This is a genomic window from Corynebacterium pseudotuberculosis, from assembly GCF_002155265.1.
GTDB lineage: Bacteria > Actinomycetota > Actinomycetes > Mycobacteriales > Mycobacteriaceae > Corynebacterium > Corynebacterium pseudotuberculosis.
The window spans coordinates 2,120,950-2,137,952 of sequence record NZ_CP021251.1 but is presented as its reverse complement, the minus strand read 5'-3'; the positions used below and the strand labels follow the sequence as shown (position 1 = coordinate 2,137,952).

The 17,003-nt window shown below is 51.5% G+C and carries 14 protein-coding genes and 1 pseudogene; 12 read left to right on the top strand and 3 right to left on the bottom strand.

All coding sequences use genetic code 11. From position 1 onward, the window contains the following. Positions 1-59: 59 nt before the first annotated feature. The 11 genes from CpATCC19410_RS09830 to ppk2 all read left to right on the top strand — a co-directional run bounded on the left by CpATCC19410_RS09830 (position 60) and on the right by ppk2 (position 12,698). Positions 60-1,604 carry a YkvI family membrane protein gene (locus tag CpATCC19410_RS09830; RefSeq protein ID WP_013241531.1) on the top strand — a complete coding sequence of 515 codons (1,545 nt, stop codon included), beginning with the start codon at positions 60-62 and terminating at the stop codon, positions 1,602-1,604. Positions 1,605-1,757: 153 nt separating this feature from the next. After that, positions 1,758-2,663 carry a 16S rRNA (cytidine(1402)-2'-O)-methyltransferase gene (rsmI, locus tag CpATCC19410_RS09825; RefSeq protein WP_013241532.1) on the top strand — a complete coding sequence of 302 codons (906 nt, stop codon included), beginning with the start codon at positions 1,758-1,760 and terminating at the stop codon, positions 2,661-2,663. 20 nt (positions 2,664-2,683) lie between these two features. Beyond that, positions 2,684-4,516 carry a methionine--tRNA ligase gene (metG, locus tag CpATCC19410_RS09820; protein ID WP_086591961.1) on the top strand — a complete coding sequence of 611 codons (1,833 nt, stop codon included), beginning with the start codon at positions 2,684-2,686 and terminating at the stop codon, positions 4,514-4,516. 70 nt (positions 4,517-4,586) lie between these two features. Continuing rightward, on the top strand, positions 4,587-5,429 hold the full coding sequence (locus CpATCC19410_RS09815; protein ID WP_013241534.1) for a TatD family hydrolase: 843 nt from the start codon (positions 4,587-4,589) through the stop codon (positions 5,427-5,429). A gap of 336 nt (positions 5,430-5,765) precedes the next feature. Continuing rightward, positions 5,766-6,917, top strand: a complete 1,152-nt coding sequence (locus CpATCC19410_RS09810; protein ID WP_013241535.1) for a resuscitation-promoting factor — start codon at positions 5,766-5,768, stop codon at positions 6,915-6,917. A gap of 193 nt (positions 6,918-7,110) precedes the next feature. Further along, positions 7,111-7,983 (top strand): 16S rRNA (adenine(1518)-N(6)/adenine(1519)-N(6))-dimethyltransferase RsmA, encoded by an 873-nt coding sequence (gene rsmA, locus CpATCC19410_RS09805; protein WP_013241536.1) that lies wholly within the window; start codon positions 7,111-7,113, stop codon positions 7,981-7,983. 8 nt (positions 7,984-7,991) lie between these two features. Then, positions 7,992-8,951, top strand: a complete 960-nt coding sequence (locus CpATCC19410_RS09800; protein WP_013241537.1) for a 4-(cytidine 5'-diphospho)-2-C-methyl-D-erythritol kinase — start codon at positions 7,992-7,994, stop codon at positions 8,949-8,951. Between the two features lie 13 nt (positions 8,952-8,964). Next, positions 8,965-10,779, top strand: a complete 1,815-nt coding sequence (locus CpATCC19410_RS09795) for an ABC-F family ATP-binding cassette domain-containing protein (protein WP_013241538.1) — start codon at positions 8,965-8,967, stop codon at positions 10,777-10,779. A gap of 48 nt (positions 10,780-10,827) precedes the next feature. Continuing rightward, a complete protein-coding gene (locus CpATCC19410_RS09790; RefSeq protein WP_013241539.1) occupies positions 10,828-11,151 on the top strand; it encodes a putative quinol monooxygenase in 324 nt (107 codons plus the stop codon). 147 nt (positions 11,152-11,298) lie between these two features. Next, positions 11,299-11,577 carry a hypothetical protein gene (locus CpATCC19410_RS09785; protein WP_013241540.1) on the top strand — a complete coding sequence of 93 codons (279 nt, stop codon included), beginning with the start codon at positions 11,299-11,301 and terminating at the stop codon, positions 11,575-11,577. 257 nt (positions 11,578-11,834) lie between these two features. Continuing rightward, positions 11,835-12,698, top strand: coding sequence for a polyphosphate kinase 2 (gene ppk2, locus CpATCC19410_RS09780; protein ID WP_013241541.1), 864 nt, complete (start codon positions 11,835-11,837; stop codon positions 12,696-12,698). Between the two features lie 74 nt (positions 12,699-12,772). Here ppk2 and CpATCC19410_RS09775 read toward each other — a convergent pair whose 3' ends face one another. Further along, a complete protein-coding gene (locus CpATCC19410_RS09775; RefSeq protein WP_013241542.1) occupies positions 12,773-13,483 on the bottom strand; it encodes a nicotinamide mononucleotide transporter family protein in 711 nt (236 codons plus the stop codon). 28 nt (positions 13,484-13,511) lie between these two features. Further along, positions 13,512-14,329, bottom strand: a pseudogene (locus CpATCC19410_RS09770) (HAD family hydrolase). 145 nt (positions 14,330-14,474) lie between these two features. Here CpATCC19410_RS09770 and CpATCC19410_RS09765 point away from each other — a divergent pair. Beyond that, positions 14,475-15,542: an enoyl-CoA hydratase/isomerase family protein gene (locus CpATCC19410_RS09765; RefSeq protein ID WP_014522162.1), complete on the top strand. Its 1,068-nt coding sequence runs from the start codon at positions 14,475-14,477 to the stop codon at positions 15,540-15,542. On the opposite strand, the gene CpATCC19410_RS09760 is transcribed toward CpATCC19410_RS09765, so the two are convergent. Beyond that, positions 15,543-16,793 (bottom strand): DUF6882 domain-containing protein, encoded by a 1,251-nt coding sequence (locus CpATCC19410_RS09760; RefSeq protein ID WP_014401079.1) that lies wholly within the window; start codon positions 16,791-16,793, stop codon positions 15,543-15,545. Positions 16,794-17,003: the final 210 nt, after the last annotated feature.

The window sequence follows — 17,003 nt, the reverse complement described above, 5'->3', positions numbered from 1 at the left end:
TGCTCGTATAGCATGTGAGCGGAATTTTTATCATTGTTGAAAGGAATGAGCACTTCACCATGCTCAAAAAATCAATCACCATCGCTATGGCTTTTGTTGGCATCGTTATCGGTGCTGGATTTGCCACAGGTCAGGAAGTACTCCAGTACTTTGTGGCCTTTGGAACGATGGGCATTATAGGTGCGGCGCTCGCTGGCCTGATTATGGCGTTGACCGGCATGGCCTCTATCCAGCTAGGGAGTTACTTCCTTGCTAATGACCACGGTTCGGTCCTCACCAGTATTTCTCACCCTATTATTGCCCGTATCCTCGATATTTCGGTGCTTATTACGCTGTTTGCTACAGGCGTGGTGATGTTTGCGGGTTCGGGCTCAAACCTCAACCAGCAGTTTGGCCTTCCCCTCTGGGTAGGAACAGTATTGATGCTGGTGCTAGTGCTGCTAGCTGGGCTTCTCGACGTCGATAAGATCACCAACGTTATTGGTGCAATCACCCCGCTGATTATTATTTTTGCGGGCATAGCCATCGTTTACGCGCTGGCTACTAGCGATGCTGATACAGAGTCGCTCAATGCGGCTGCTTCCACTATTAATGGAGCTACACCGCATTGGACTTTGTCCGCTCTGAACTACGTTGGCCTGGCTCTTATGATGGGTGTCTCCATGGCCATAATCATTGGTGGCAACAGCTTTGACACTCATGCAGCAGGCCTGGGAGGTTTGCTCGGAGGCCTGGTCTTTGGAGTTATGCTGACGTTTGCTGCGCTGGCGTTGTTCCGCTCTGCCGATAAAGTTGCAGGCGACGATGTTCCTATGCTCACTATCGTTAATGAGATTCATCCGATACTAGGCACGATTATGTCCTTAATCATCATCGGAATGATCTTTAACACCACCCTGGGCTTGTTCTACGCTTTTGCCAAACGACTAACCTCTAACAATCAAAAGCGCTTCTATCTGTTCTATGTGTTGTCCTGCCTAGTGGGCTTCGGGATGTCCTTCCTAGGCTTTAAAAAATTGGTTGGTTTGGTATATCCCACGCTTGGATACCTAGGAATTCTTCTTGTGGTTGTTGTCGCCGGTGCTTGGATACGTGGTTTTGCCAAGATTCGTGAGGAGCGCGAGCGGCGCGAGAAAATTCATGACCTGTTCCGTAGGAAGCTGGATCCGACTCAGCGTTTTAGCTCCAAACAAGCTCGTTTGCTTGATCGCTACACCACTGAATCTAATCTGGAGCGAGAAGAACTCACAGAGAGCCTTCGCGATGAATTTGTAGATGAATCCATACCGGATGCGGAGATTTCTGCAGAAAAATTATTCGAAGAGAATAACGAGTTTTCTTATCAGCCCGTGGAATTTACGGATTCCACCATTAGCGTTGAAGAAAGCACATTGGGATTACCATCGCATGCTCGCCCCATGAGTGAATTGGAAGACCTAAGTACCTTCCATGATCCAGAGTCAGAAAAAGATGAAGAGCCCCAAACAGAACCCGTTAAAGGTATAGAAGAAGAGGTCGCAGAGGCGCCCATGGAATCTGCTGTTGCAGAAGTGCCACAAGTTGATCCCATAGTTACTACCCCGAAAAAATTGCCTACTGTGTAGAAAGCGCATAGAGCGCTGTAGAAAACCAAAAAGGTAAGTGTGGGCCCCATCTGATCTTATATACGGGATCGGATGGGGCCTGTGTTGTGCGTATAGGAGTCTTCTTGAGTAGGAAGAAGCAGGAAACCTGTGGTTTATGGGAGACTAAGAATCATGAGTATTGAGGAACCAACCTCTCAGATCGTGTCGAGCGCATCAGCTATATGGGACGCCCTAGCGCCGTTACCGCGTGGGATTATCGTAGTGGCTACTCCGCTGGGAAACATCGGGGACGCTTCATTTCGGCTTATTCAGGCGTTAGCCCAGGGGGATGTTATTGCAGCAGAAGATACTCGACGAACCCGTGCCTTAGCAGCGGCACTTGGAGTGGAGATCAGCGGCAAAGTTGTGAGTAATTTTGACCATAATGAGTCGGAACGAGCTCACTACCTAGTAGACCTAGCTCGGACACAATCAGTAGTAGTGATCACTGATGCAGGGATGCCCATCGTTTCAGACCCAGGGTTTCCCCTCGTGGAAGCTGCGCATGAGGCGGGAGTTCCAGTTACATGCTTTCCTGGGCCTTCGGCTGTTCCTACAGCACTCGCGCTATCTGGTCTGCACGTGGGGCACTTTGCCTTCGATGGTTTTGCCCCGCGTAAGCAAGGTCAAAGAAGAGCCTGGTTAGAATCACTGAAAAATGAGAAACGCTCTGTATGTTTCTTCGAGTCCCCGCATCGGATTGCAGATACCCTCGCTGCTGCGGCAGAAATTCTTGGCGATCATCGTCGCGCAGCGGTGACACGGGAATTGACTAAAACATATGAAGAAGTAAAAAGAGGCGGGCTAAGAGAACTGGCTCAGTGGGCTAGCGCTGGCGTGAAAGGGGAAATCAGCGTTGTTATTGAGGGAGCTCGCCATATAGAAGTAAGGGATGTTCGTGAGCTTGTAGATCCCGTGGAAAACCTTGTTTGTGCAGGTAGACGACTAAAAGAAGCAAGCGCGGTTGTGGCGCAGGAGCATGGTGTGAGCAAGAAAGAACTCTATGATGCGGTCCTCGAATCACGCGGACGGGCATAGATAAATTAAGGTAAGTAACCATGACTAACCGTGTGCTCGTTTCTGTTGCTTGGCCTTATGCCAATGGACCTCGCCACATTGGACATGTGGCAGGGTTTGGTGTCCCCTCGGATGTTTTCGCTCGCTATCAGCGAATGGCCGGTGCAGACGTGCTTATGGTCTCCGGTACGGATGAGCACGGTACTCCGCTTTTGGTTCAAGCAGACAAAGAAGGAGTGTCTGTCAAAGAACTCGCTGATCGGTATAACCGACAGATCGTTGAAGATCTCGCAGGCTTGGGACTGTCCTATGATCTCTTTACCCGTACAACTACAAGGAATCATTATTCGGTTGTTCAAGAGCTCTTTAAAGGGCTCTATGAAAACGGCTACATGATAAAAGAGACCACCATGGGCGCTGTTTCTCCCTCCACAGGGCGCACGCTTCCTGATCGCTATATTGAGGGCACGTGCCCTATCTGTGGCGCGGACGGGGCACGCGGAGATCAGTGCGATAATTGTGGAAATCAATTGGATCCAGCGGATTTGATTAACCCGGTTTCAAAGATCAACGGCGAGACGCCACAGTTCATTGAGACTGAGCATTTCCTCCTTGATCTTTCTGCACTGGCAGATGCTCTGGCTGATTGGCTCAAGGAGCGTCAGGACTGGCGCCCGAACGTTCTCAAATTCTCCTTGAATCTTTTGGAAGACCTGCGCCCTCGGGCTATGAGCCGTGATATTGACTGGGGAATCCCTATCCCAGTTGAAGGGTGGGAAGACAACGGCGCTAAGAAACTCTATGTTTGGTTCGACGCGGTCGTCGGTTACTTATCTGCGTCGATTGAGTGGGCATATCGCATTGGAAAGCCGGATGCGTGGAAAGAATGGTGGACTGATCCCGCTGCCTCAAGTTATTACTTCATGGGTAAAGATAACATCACTTTCCATTCTCAGATCTGGCCGGCTGAGCTTTTGGGGTATCAAGGAAAGGGCGCTAGGGCCGGCAAACTGCATACTTTTGGGGAGCTTAACCTTCCTACGGAAGTGGTGTCTTCTGAGTTCCTTACTATGTCCGGCTCTAAGTTCTCTTCCTCTAAAGGCATTGTTATTTATGTCAAGGACTTCCTTAGGGAATTTGGTCCAGACCCATTGCGATATTTCATTGCCGTTGCGGGGCCAGAGAATAATGACACCGATTTTACGTGGGATGAGTTCGTCCGCCGCGTAAACAACGAGCTGGCCAATGGTTGGGGCAACCTTGTAAACCGCACTGTTTCCATGGCTTACAAGAATTTCGGTGAGGTGCCAACTCCAGGTGAGCTGACCGAGTCGGACCAACGGATTCTCAAGCTTTCTGCTGAAGCCTTTGAGGTTGTTGGGGACGCTCTTGCACACTCACGTTTTAAACAGGGGATTACGCATGCAATGCATGTGGTGGGTGAAGCGAACGCTTATATTGCGGAACAAGAACCATGGAAGCTCGCTAAAGACGAGACTCAGCGTGAGCGCCTAGCTACGGTTTTGTGGACGGCGCTGCAAGTAGTCTCAGACTGCAATGTGCTGTTGACTCCCTATCTGCCGCATATTTCCCAGCAGGTACATGAGACGTTGGGCCGTGACGGCGTGTGGGCGGCAAAACCACAGATCATAGAGGTTGCCGATGATATGCATGTGGAGCCTGTCGGCGTGGGAGTTCCTGCTAGCGGGCAAACATACCCCGTGATTATGGGCGATTATGCGTCGCAACAAGCACGGTGGGCACGTATAGACGCCATCCCGGGGACCTCTTTGTCCAAGCCAAAGCCGCTGATTGCTAAGTTGGATCCGGAGCTGGGGGAGACAGGTCCAGAATGGGCACCGATTACTCGCTAGTTGAATAAAGGCGCCACGCTCCTCGCTGTGAACGGCGGGAGGCGGGCGCCTTCGTCGTAGACTGGTGCGCATGGGTAAAAAGAAACCTCGTCCAATACCAGTGCCGGTGCCAGGCCTTCAGGGGCTTATCGACGCCCACACGCACCTTGCTTCTTGCGGAGCCCGCACGCCTGAGGAAGTCGATGCGATTGTGGCTCGGGCGGTTGCCGGTGGCGTCGACAAGCTATGCACTGTGGGGGATGGACTCGCTGAAGCAGAGCTGGCGCTGAGCGCTGCTCGTTCGCATGAGCGAGTGTTTGCTGCCTGCGCGATTCATCCAACCCGTGCTAACGAGCTGGATGCTGTGGCGCGTGACCGTCTTGCCCAGATGGCTCAGGATTCGCGGTGTGTGGCCATCGGGGAAACAGGGATTGATACGTATTGGATAGCTCATGCGCCTGAGACCACAGCGAACTTGGAGGTTCAGGAAGAAGCCTTGCGCTGGCACATTGACCTTGCGGTGTCTAGCGGCAAGGCATTGATGATTCATAATCGGGAGGGGGATGAAGAACTATTACGCATTCTTGCGGATGCTCCTACTCCCAAAGAGACAATTCTGCATTGTTTTTCTTCACCGATCTCCGTGGCGCGGGAAGCATTGGATAGGGGTTATGTTTTAAGTTTTGCGGGGAACCTGACCTTTAAGAGAAATGAAGAACTACGAGAAGCCGTGAGGCTTGCGCCGATATCGCAGGTGCTCATTGAGACGGACGCGCCTTATATGACCCCTGAGCCCTTCCGGGGTGCTCGGAATGAGTCCTCGCTTATTGGGCATACGGCGTTGTGTGCCGCTCAGGCTAAAGAAATGAGCGTGGAAGATTTTGCTGCCGGGGTGCGGGAGACCTTTCACCGTGTCTATGGAATTTCTTCCTAGTGGGATGTAGATCATAGAGGGCGTTGAAAAAGATCTAGCCCTCCTATCGTGGTGAGACTGGGGGAACAATGGGGGAGGTGTGAACTATGTGGTTTGATTTCTGTGAATTGAATCAACTAGTTTGCACCTTTTTATTGCTTTAGTTCGACAAGCTGCGCTTGTTACCGTATTGTTACTTTTTGTGTGTTGGATCGATGCTGACTGAAACGTCGCCCGATCGATGGCGCTCCGCCCCCGATGGAAAATTTCCATACTTTCAAAATATGTGTGGAGCGCTAAGTAGAGCCGGCTCTGGCTGGTGCGAAATGTCGTCGAAAAGCAAAGAGAAGTGAACACGTGGGAACCCGCCAAAAGTCGAGAATTAATCGAGTCAATTCTTCGAAGTCCATTCCGTTGCGTCTAGCAACGGGAGGTGTCCTGGCTTCCCTGGCCGTGGGGGGCGTTGCCGTTACTCAGGTGAAGAAGGACATCACTGTTGACGTCAATGGCGAACAACTTACTCTTGCCACCATGTCTGGCACGGTAGAGGAGGCGCTAGCTAAAGCCGGCGTAACTGTTGGGGACAAAGACATTGTCTACCCAGGATTAACTGAGAAGATCAGCAATCAGGACACCATTAAGGTTAGGACGTCCAAGCAAGTCTCTGTGGCTATTGATGGTGTAGAAAAAAATCTCACCACAAATGCAACTACCGTTGAAGAGCTTTTTACTCAGTTGGACGGGCTTAACGCCACGCTTTCTTCTGCAGCCTTGAACCTGGATAAAGATTCCAAGATCCCGCGCGAGGGCTTGTCTCTTGATGTGGTAACACCAAAGATCATCTCTGTGACAGAGGCGGGGAAGACAGTCTTTACCCAGATCGCAGCTGCAACTGTAAAAGACGTTCTCGCAGAGCGCGGCATCAAGGTTGATCAGGATGACATCGTGACTCCGGCACTGGATGCTCCCGTGACTAAGAATATGGACGTCAAAATCGACCGTGTAGATGTCCAAGAAGTTGTAGCCAACGAACCTTTTGGAGAGCCTGCACATTACGTTGAAGACGCGGAGCTTCCGGAAGGGGAGGAAGCTGAAGTTTCTGCGGGAACGCCAGGTGAGCGCACCGTGACCCGTAAGGTGACCAAAGTTAATGGTGAAGAGACTGCCAACGAGGTCATAGATGAAAAGGTCATTACTCCAGCTGTTGCAGCAACCGTTAAGCGCGGTACTAAGAAGGCAGCCTCTGCTCCTGCGGTAGCCGATGGCTCAGTGTGGGATCAACTTGCGCAATGCGAATCCACCGGCAATTGGGCTATCAACACCGGCAATGGATTTTCTGGTGGGCTTCAGTTCACTGACTCCACATGGGCCGGTTTTGGTGGCACGGCTTATGCACCGCGGGCCCACCTTGCTACCCGTGAACAGCAGATTGCTATCGCTCAGAAAGTACAGGCCTCTCAGGGCTGGGGAGCATGGCCTGCCTGCACTTCTAAGCTGGGTCTGCGCTAAAGTAGGAGAATAGATTTTCAAAACATGCACGCCACTGTGCGACTCAACGTCGTCGGTTTAGTCTTCTCACTATAAGAAGCACGAACCGGCGGCGTTGGTGTGTTTTCACTGGTGCGTTTTAGCAGCAAGCGTACGCCTTGTATACAAGGGAATTTTTCCTGCTACCAAACATTGGAAGGTAAATTGTAAGACCATGGGAGAACACGATCGCGCGCGCCTTCTCGGCCCCGCTGAAATTAGGCACTTGGCAGAGAAGCTTGATGTCACACCGACAAAAAAATTGGGGCAGAACTTTGTTCATGATCCTAATACGGTTCGGATGATCGTTTCTGCGGCGGATCTTACCGCTGATGACCACGTTGTGGAGATCGGTCCTGGCCTGGGCTCTTTGACCCTGGCGTTGCTTGATACGGCACGTTCTGTCACGGCGGTGGAGATAGACCCGCGCTTGGCTGAACAACTCCCGATGACTGTGGCTGAACGCGCTCCGATGTTCTCAGACCGTCTTACCCTGGTGCACAAAGATGCTTTGCAGGTAACTGCAGAGGAGATTGGCCAACCCACAGCTTTGGTAGCAAACCTTCCCTATAACGTATCTGTACCCGTCCTGCTGCATTTCTTGCAGATTTTTCCTTCGATTCAGCGTGTGCTGGTGATGGTTCAGGCTGAAGTGGCTGATCGTCTGGCAGCCCAACCTGGCACGAAAGTATATGGGGTTCCCAGCGTGAAAGCATCGTTCTACGGATCTGTGCGGCGGGCCGGTTCGATTGGCAAAAATGTTTTTTGGCCGGCTCCCAAAATCGAGTCTGGTCTGGTTCGCATTGACGTTTTCACTCAAGATAACCAACCCTGGGAAGTAGGCGATGAACTACGCTCGCAGGTTTTTCCGCTTATCGACGCCGCCTTTGCTCAGCGTCGTAAGACTCTTCGTGCCGCACTCAGTGGATACTACGGATCCGGAGCAGCGGCAGAGTCAGCTCTCCTAGGCGCCGGTATTGACCCGACGCTGCGGGGAGAGAAACTCGATGTAGCCGATTTTGTTCGCCTAGCGCAGCACAGAAGGTAAGGATACTCATGATTGAGGAGAATCCGGAGCTTAAGCACGGCAAACGCATCACAGCAACCGCGCATTCAAAAGTGAACCTCCACCTTGGAGTGGGCCCGCGGCGCCACGACGGCTATCACGAGCTTGTCACTATTTTTCAATCTTTGAGCCTTAAAGATGAAGTGGAATGCGTAGAGCTACGCGGAACTGCAACCGATCAAAAATCCGGAATCGTAGCTGAGCTTGACGCCTATGAGGCTGACGGAGTTCCTACCGATAACAGCAATCTTGCGTGGAAAGCCGCCGATATGGTCTATGCTTTTCATCGTTCTGGGGGCGGACCTCCCCTGAACAAAGTACGGATCTGCTTAAAAAAGGGAATTCCTACAGCCGGCGGCATGGCAGGAGGCTCAGCAGACGCTGCTGCGGCGCTTCGGCTTATGCAGGAATACGTCACAGTAAAACCAACTGATAAGCAGCTACTCACTATGGCCAGTGCCTTAGGATCGGACGTTCCTTTCACGCTTTTAGGCGGCACGCGGCTGGGAACCGGGCGTGGAGAAAACCTCGTTCACGTTATGTCCCGAGGCCAATATCATTGGGCGTTAGCTTTTTCTACACAAGGTCTTAGCACTCCTGCGGTCTTTGCCAAGCTAGATCAGATGCAACGCACCCCGCACTTATCCGTAGATGATCTGACAGCAGCGCTGATTAGCGGAGACCCGTACCACGTAGCTCAGTATCTTCACAACGATATGCAACCTGCAGCTCTTTCCCTTCAGCCAGGTTTGAGAAAAACTCTGGAGGTGGGTAAGGCCTCAGGTGCGCTGGCAGGGATTATTTCTGGCTCTGGCCCCACCTGCGCTTTTCTTTGCCCGGATGCGGAAAGCGCCGAGGACGTAGCCGCAGAGCTGCGGCTTATAGGACCAGCTGCAACCGCAACAGGTCCAGCGCTAGGCGCTACCATTTCCACCACAACCAGATCATAGGAAAAGAACACTAGTGGCAAATCTGATAAATCTGGAGAATGTCTCTAAATCGTTTGGGCTCACAACTCTGCTAAAAGACGTGAGTCTAGGCATCCAAACCGGCGATCGCATCGGGGTGGTGGGGCTTAACGGCGGCGGTAAAACCACGCTATTGGAAGTAATCACAGGGATTGAGCCACCAGATTCCGGACGCGTAAGCCATAATTCTGCCCTGCGAATGGCAGTGGTGACGCAGCGGGCAGAATTGGATCCTGAAAAAACCGTAGGTGATGTGGTCCTTAACCCGTTGGGACTCCAAACTTTCGAGTGGGCCTCGAATGCTCAGGTACGTGAAGTCCTCGGAGGAATTGGGGTTATTGATTTAGGCCTTGATACCCCGGTGGGGCAGCTATCGGGCGGGGAGCGTCGTCGAGTTAACCTCGCAGCGGCACTTGTGCGCGATCTTGATCTTGTGGTTCTTGATGAGCCCACTAACCACCTGGACGTTGAAGGGGTTCAGTGGTTAGCGGAACACCTTCTTGCGCGAAAGATAGCCATAGTTGTGGTCACCCACGACCGTTGGTTCCTAGACACCCTTGCCACTCAGACATGGGAAGTACACGACGGAACTGTTGATTCCTACGAGGGCGGGTATAACGACTGGACCTTTGCGCGGGCAGAGCGTTCTCGTCAAGCCGATGCCATGGAACAACGGCGGCAGAACCTTGCTCGGAAAGAGCTTGCCTGGTTACGTCGGGGTGCTCCGGCCCGCACATCAAAACCGCGATATCGGATTGAAGCTGCAGAAGCCTTGATCGCTAATGTTCCTGAGCTGCGCAACAAGGTGGAACTCATGGCGTTTTCTAAGCAGCGCCAAGGAAAAGTGGTTGTGGAGCTGGAAGACGCCACGATCGCAACGCCAGAGGGCACAAACCTGGTGCAGGATCTCACATGGCGACTCGCGCCGGGAGAACGCATCGGCCTTGTGGGCGTCAATGGATCGGGGAAAACTACGTTACTGAAGGCCCTAGCGGGTGCCTATGAGCTCAGCGAGGGCAAGCGCATCGAGGGACGTACAGTGAGGCTTGGTTGGCTAAAGCAGGAGCTCGATGACTTGGACCCCACCTTGCGCCTTCTCGATGCGGTGGAAGAAGTGGCCTCTTATATACAGTTAGGGAAGAAGGAACTTTCCGCTTCTCAATTGGCTGAACGCCTTGGTTTTTCTGCTAAGCGGCAAAGAACGCCGGTTGGTGATCTCTCTGGCGGGGAACGCCGTCGATTGCAGTTGACTCGGGTGCTCATGTCTGAGCCGAATTTGTTGCTTCTCGACGAGCCCACCAATGATTTGGATATTGACACGCTTCAGGAACTCGAGTCGCTCCTTGACTCTTGGGCTGGCACCCTCGTGGTGATCTCACACGACCGATACCTTATCGAGCGTATTGCGGATTCTACGTGGGCACTTTTTGGCGACGGAAAGCTCACCAACCTTCCGGGAGGAATCGAGGAGTACTTGGAGCGTCGTCAGGCTATGGCAGCTCGGGAGTCCCGTGGTGCTGTAGACCTGGGAGGCGTATCTGCTGCTTCACAGGAAAATAAGGCTGTTCCCGCGCGTACGTTGACCTCTCAGCAGGAGCGGGAGATCAACAAGAAAATGGCATCTGTGGAGCGGAAGATGGCCAAGCTTGATCCTCAGATTGAAAAGATCACAAATGCTATGGCAGTGGCTGCAGAAGCAGTAGATACTGCCAAGTTGACTGAGCTTGATGCCCAGCTTAGAGCGCTCAATGAGCAGCGCGAAGAACTTGAAATGGAATGGATGGAGCTTGGCGAACAACTGGAAGCATAGTGAAGTAGTCGCTGCAGATGCTGGACCTGATGACTACACTGGGGCACCATGATTTTGATTAACGTGAAATTCCAGGTACGTCCTGAATACGTGGATACTTTTCTTGATGAGATGCAGTGGTATACCGATGCTTGCCGGGCAGAAGAAGGAAACCTCTTTTTCGATTGGTTTAAAAACCCAGAGAAAGAAAATGAATTCTTGCTGTTAGAAGGCTTCAAGGACGGTTCCGATGTTGCCCATGTAGAGTCGGATGCCTTTAAGAAGGCTTGCGAGGAGATGCCTAAGTATCTCATTGAAACTCCGGACATTATCAATGTTCATATTGATGGTAAGACCGAGTGGGACAAGATGGCGGAGTTCCGGGTGGATTAAGCCTAGGGGACAGGTCCTTCTGTTGAGCGGTAGCTGCGGCTACCGCTTTTTTAAACGGCGTTGTTGCGCAATGCCTAGCAGGCTCGAGACACAATCTATAGTAGATGCGAAAAGGCTTCCATTTACTCGACGAATGGAGATTCCACTATGACAAAAGCCTTCTTGGGTATTGCTATTAGTGTTGTAGCCGTAGCGGGACTATCCGCTGGCGCATTTATCTATTACAAAACACAAAACTCGACTGCGGACGCGCATACTGATGTAACTGATGCACCAGCAGTGACTGCAACCTTTCCCATTACAATCGACGGATTATTAAAGCCCAATAGCACTATTACGATTGCAGCGCGCTGCCTTCCTGGCGACGCCAAAGCAATGGCTAAAACTTCTTTTGGAGCTGAGGCACAACTCGGGACCCGCATCTGATGCGGATCAACTCATCGGACGCATTACGGCGCCTGATGTCCTAGGGCCAGGCCCTGTAGGAGGGCAGCATACGGTCACTGTGACTTGTGAATCTGGTGTAAGCAGCACTGCTACCTTTCCAACGTCGGAAGCAGTATCTCACTAGGTACAGTTGCTCTCGTGGCATGTTCTCCCTGTAGCTATGTGTCATAGGGGCACTAACCAGGAAAAACTGACTTTTTGCACTTGGTGTAAATAAACTTCAGTATTGTGGTTACATGGCAAAAGAACATATAGAAGAGAAAAAGGCCAAGGCCCCCAGGAAACTTTCTAAGAAGGCCTATGAGAAAGAACTCAAAAAGCTGCAGGCTGAACTTGTAGATATGCAGCAGTGGGTGGTGGAGACAGGCGCTCGCGTTGTTGTGATCATGGAGGGGCGCGATGCCGCGGGTAAAGGTTCTGCTATTAAGCGGATAACGCAGTATCTGAATCCACGCACATGCCGGATAGAGGCTCTCCCCGCGCCTAGCTCAAGAGAACAGGGCCAATGGTATTTCCAGCGATACGTGGAAAAACTTCCCACGGCTGGAGAAATAGTTATTTTTGATCGCTCTTGGTACAACCGTGCTGGAGTAGAGCGTGTGATGGGTTTTTGCGATTCTCAAGAGTACCGTCGCTTTTTGCACCAGGCTCCCATTTTTGAGCAGCTCTTGGTTGAAGACGGAATTATGCTGCGGAAATATTGGTTCTCAGTGTCTGATGAGGAGCAGATTAAGAGGTTTGAGTCGCGTCGTAGTGACCCTCTACGGCGTTGGAAACTCTCGCCGATGGACTTGCAGTCCATTATGAAGTGGGAAGATTACTCACGGGCCAAGGATGAGATGTTTATTCATACAGATATTCCCTCAGCACCGTGGTACACCGTTGAATCAGAAGATAAAAAGCGTTCTCGCATCAACGTGATCAGTCATCTTCTTTCCACCATTCCTTATGAGAAGATTGATCGACCGCTGCCAGAAATTCCGCAGCGTCCGCCACTGAAAAAGGATTATGTACGGCCACCACGATCTGACTTCCGTTATGTTCCGGATGTAGCAGCGAAGCTGGAAGAGAAGAAGGCAAAACGTAAAAAAGGGAAATAACCTGCTTTACTAAGTCGCTCGTGTTTATACTGCACCGACGGCGGACGGGCCGTCGGTGCCTTTTTATGGGAGGGTTAACTAGCTGAAACCGGACGAGACTGAACCTTCAGCCATACAAAGAATCCCCACAGTACAAAGGCCCCATAAATCAGATACAAAATAGCTGATGGATAGTAGCCTGCAGCGAGTAGGAGAGGGACGCCGACTATATCGACTCCAATCCAGATAAGCCAGAACTCTGTCCAGCCCCGGGCCATCCCATACGTGGCTAGCATTGAGCCGGTAAAGATCCATGCGTCTGCCCACGGGCCCCAGGAACCAAGAGATGTAAAGACCCAAGCAAAGAAAACGGTGCCGGCGATGGCCACGCCCACCATCATCCACCGTTCCTTGACGCTTGCCCAGCGCGGCTGAACCGCAGAAGACTCTTCGGCGGGTTCACTCACGATGGAACGCGAAGGGTCCGTGTGAGTGGATTCACGCATGCCGCGTTTCTTTGCACGGGACCATTGCCACCATCCGTAGGCACTGACTATGAGGAACATGACTTGACGGCCTGCTTGCCCGTATAGGTCTAGGTTTTGTGGAGTATTAAAAACTCCGCCTAGGAAGACAGTGAACAATAACAGATTGCCCACTATCCCAATGGGCCATGCCCAGACCACGCGTTTCATTCCTCCATAGGCGGAAGCCAAGCCAAAGAGGTTGCCGATGATCTCGCGCCAGAGAATAGGGACCCCTCCAATAATGAGGGTGGCGTCGAGAAGCTGTGTTAAAGGATTCATAGTAAAAGGGAACGTTCCTTGGTCTCGTCTAAGAACTGGATGTACGGGCTTCTATAGTGTCGAGAATGCTCGATATGACGTGTATCACGCCTTCATCTGCGTTAGAGGGGGCTACCGCATCGGCGATGTCTTTAATCCTTGGGTGTGCGTTATCCATGGCATAGGAGGTGCCAGCTGTTTCAAGTAACTCGAGGTCGTTGAGGAAGTCGCCAAACACGAGCGTATCGCTTATATGGGTACCAGTAGCGTCCGCGAGAGCCTGCAAAGCAATTCCCTTGTTAGCCGCGGGGTTCATCACATCAATCCAATGATGCCCAGAAACCACCACGTTAAGTTCTTTAGCCGCTGAACGTATAAGCGGTGCTGCTATAGATTCGGCATCAGCCTCGGTAAAACAGCCAGCTTTACCACAGTATCGTCGACATAGGAATGTAGATCGTCGACCTGCTCTAGCCGCGCGTAGTAGCGGATACTCTCGGACAAAAACCGTTTGTGTTTTTTGTGCATGAAAGCGCCGTCGACGCGGCAGAGGATAAGTCCCCAGGGGAGGTCCGTGGTATCCATTAGCGCGATAACGGCATGCGCTAGTTCCTGATCGATAGTGGTTGTAGAAACGATGGATCCCTCGTGATAGACAACGGTTCCGTTTTCAGCGATCACGGACAGCTGCTTGGTGCTGCGCTCAAATTGATTAAGAAGCGTATATAGTTGTCTTCCGCTCGCAGGAGCGAAAATGATCTCTTGCTTATGCATCCGGTTGAGGAGCGGCCAAAAAGACTCGGGGATTTCATGCTTGTGATTGAGCAGAGTTCCGTCCATGTCTGTGGCGATAATGCGAGGGGTCATCTGTTCCTTCTAGCGTTGTTGAACCGCATAATGTGCGTTATTAGCCTACCGTCGACTGGCTCCGTGCACATTTCCGCCGTCGGACTGTGCTGAAGAATGAGGAAAGCTACTGCAATTATTCGAGTGATGTGCAACACTGGTGATTATGAATGCAGTAGACACCACATGGCGCGATCAGGAAGTAGTCAACATCTACGTGGAAAACACCACTGGGATTATCGAGTTGAACAGGCCTAAAGCCTTGAACTCTTTGAACCAGGAAATGATTGACCGGATTGACCAGGCTTTAGACGCATGGTGGGACGATGATGCAGTTCACAGGGTTATCGTGTGTTCTACTTCAGAAAAAGCCTTCTGTGCTGGTGGTGATGTCCGAACCAGCCGGGAACAGATCCTAGCTGGGAAAAGCTGTGCGAGCGATCAATTCTTTGCTGACGAGTACGAGATGAATAACAACATTGCGTTGTTTCCCAAGCCCTATATTTCGCTTATCGACGGCGTAGCTATGGGCGGAGGTCTCGGAGTATCCGTGCATGGCTCCCATCGCATTATTAGTGAGAAAGCTTTTGCCGCGATGCCGGAGATGGCTATCGGCTTCAACCCTGACGTGGGGGTGCCCTTTATGCTTCAGCGAATGACCGGACTCAAGGGCTTTGCGTCGCTACCCTTGGCCAAGTTCCTAGTCTTAACCGGCTGGCGTATGAGCCCCGCAGATATGATGTGGGCGGGGGTGGCAACCGACTTTGTGCCTAGTAGCGCGTTTGCTGAGTTCCGTGAAATGATAATCGCTGAATCTTTGGACGAAGCCCTGGAGGCTTTTTCCACAGACGCGCCGGGAGAATCAGAACTAGAAAAAATTTATCCTAGTATTGAGAAAACCTTTGGCTTTGATACCTGGCCAGACATCGAACATGCGTTAGGCGCGCATCCTGACCGGGTGTTTGCCGCTCAAGTTACTGAATTACTCAAGGGCGCAAACCCGGAGTCGCTTGTAGCATCCACTCTTTTAATGCGAGCGTCAGCGCTTTGCACAACATTATGTGAAGAACTTGATCACGAGGTTGCTTTGGGAGAACATATGCGTGCAAACCCCAATTTTGCAGAAGGCGTTCGTGCCGTATTGGTGGATAAGGACAGAGAACCTCATTTTGATCCCAAAGACACAGAGACTGTTAACCCGGCACCTTTTGAAAAAAATCTTGGGGCTTCTTGATTAGTTCACCCCGACGATAGCTCCATCGGCGTTAAAAGAGATAAGTACGCTTCCATCCGAACAGCTGAGCCGAATCGTATAACTATCAAATGCCGATGAGGCAATGCCGCGGAAATGCGAATAGGTTGAAATAGCCCTTTGTGTGTCCACCATGGGAGGTAGCGGACAACTGAGGGTAGCGGCAATAGAAGCTTTTGTTGCTGCCGGTAACTGGAGTTGGGATGACCGTAATAAAAGCATGGCGCGGCGGCCATCTGGTAGGGAAGCTACTACGTGGACCCATTCTCGGAGTATGGGTTTTGCCACGGACTCAAGTGCGAGCTCCTGGGCGCGGTGCAAAGGGATGGCCTGTCCTAATAGCTCAGGTATGCCATTGTCCATAGCAAAAGCTTTGAGCCCGAGAGCCCTTGTTACGCCAGGAGAGTGCATGAGCTTTTCATCGTTCCACGCCCATGTCCAATTATGATCGACTACCGCCAGAATTGTGGCCTCTGCGGTTGCGGATTCTCCATAAGCAGATTTGATAGTTGCAGTAGCCGTATGTGGGTCTACAGTGACATGCGCATCGGGATAGGTTCCCTCAAATAAAAGCTGATGTTCTGCGGAGACCAGGGCAGCGTCTGATTGAACGTTGGAGAGCGAAAGATTTTTTCCATCCCATTCGGGACAATCCACTGTGCCTCGGATGATGTCTATGGACGCAGTGTTTCCATCAGAAGAAGACACCTCAAGCCGGTCAGAGTCTTCTTGGAAACTGAGTCCTCGTTGGGCTGCGTATGCCAGGACGGCTCTCTTGAGGTCATCGGGGTCAGCTGTACGCAGATTGCCAAGTCCTACGGTTAATGCTGCAGGCAAGGATAAGTGAGGAAGTACATCGCTCAGGATGACTACGTCTAACGCACCGTCAGCGAGCGGCACTAAATATGCGGGCCCATTTCCATTGAGGGTTCGTGCCGCTGCAATAAGTTCATCGCTTGCGGGTTGCTCCAAGGAAAGCTCAGGAATGTCAAAAGTGTATTCCTGAGCCCATTTCCACATGCGTTCCGGATCGATGTGGGCGGCTAGAACGCCCTCATAAGTATGCAGGCCGCGCCGGGTGTGAAATTGAATTTGATAACCAGTGGGCGTGGCATTGAACTCATATTCGTGTACGTATCCGAGCAGTTGAGTAAAAGCCTCAGAAATTTCAGCTTGAGAAATAACTCCGTCGACAATCACATCGTTGAAATTTGTGGGGGCGGGTAAAAACATTCGCAACAACCTTTCAAGATAGGGAGACATTCTGACGGATGAGCCAAGGTGAAATGGTTCCCCTTGTTTAGAGGGATATTTCATGGGGCGCACGAGGGAACTACAGTGATTCAATTCTCCGAGAAAGGTGAATGATCTTAGCTTATCCTAGCGAACCTAAGAAAAATTGGTCCGATCAGGTATTGCAACTACTGTGCCGTGCGTAATATT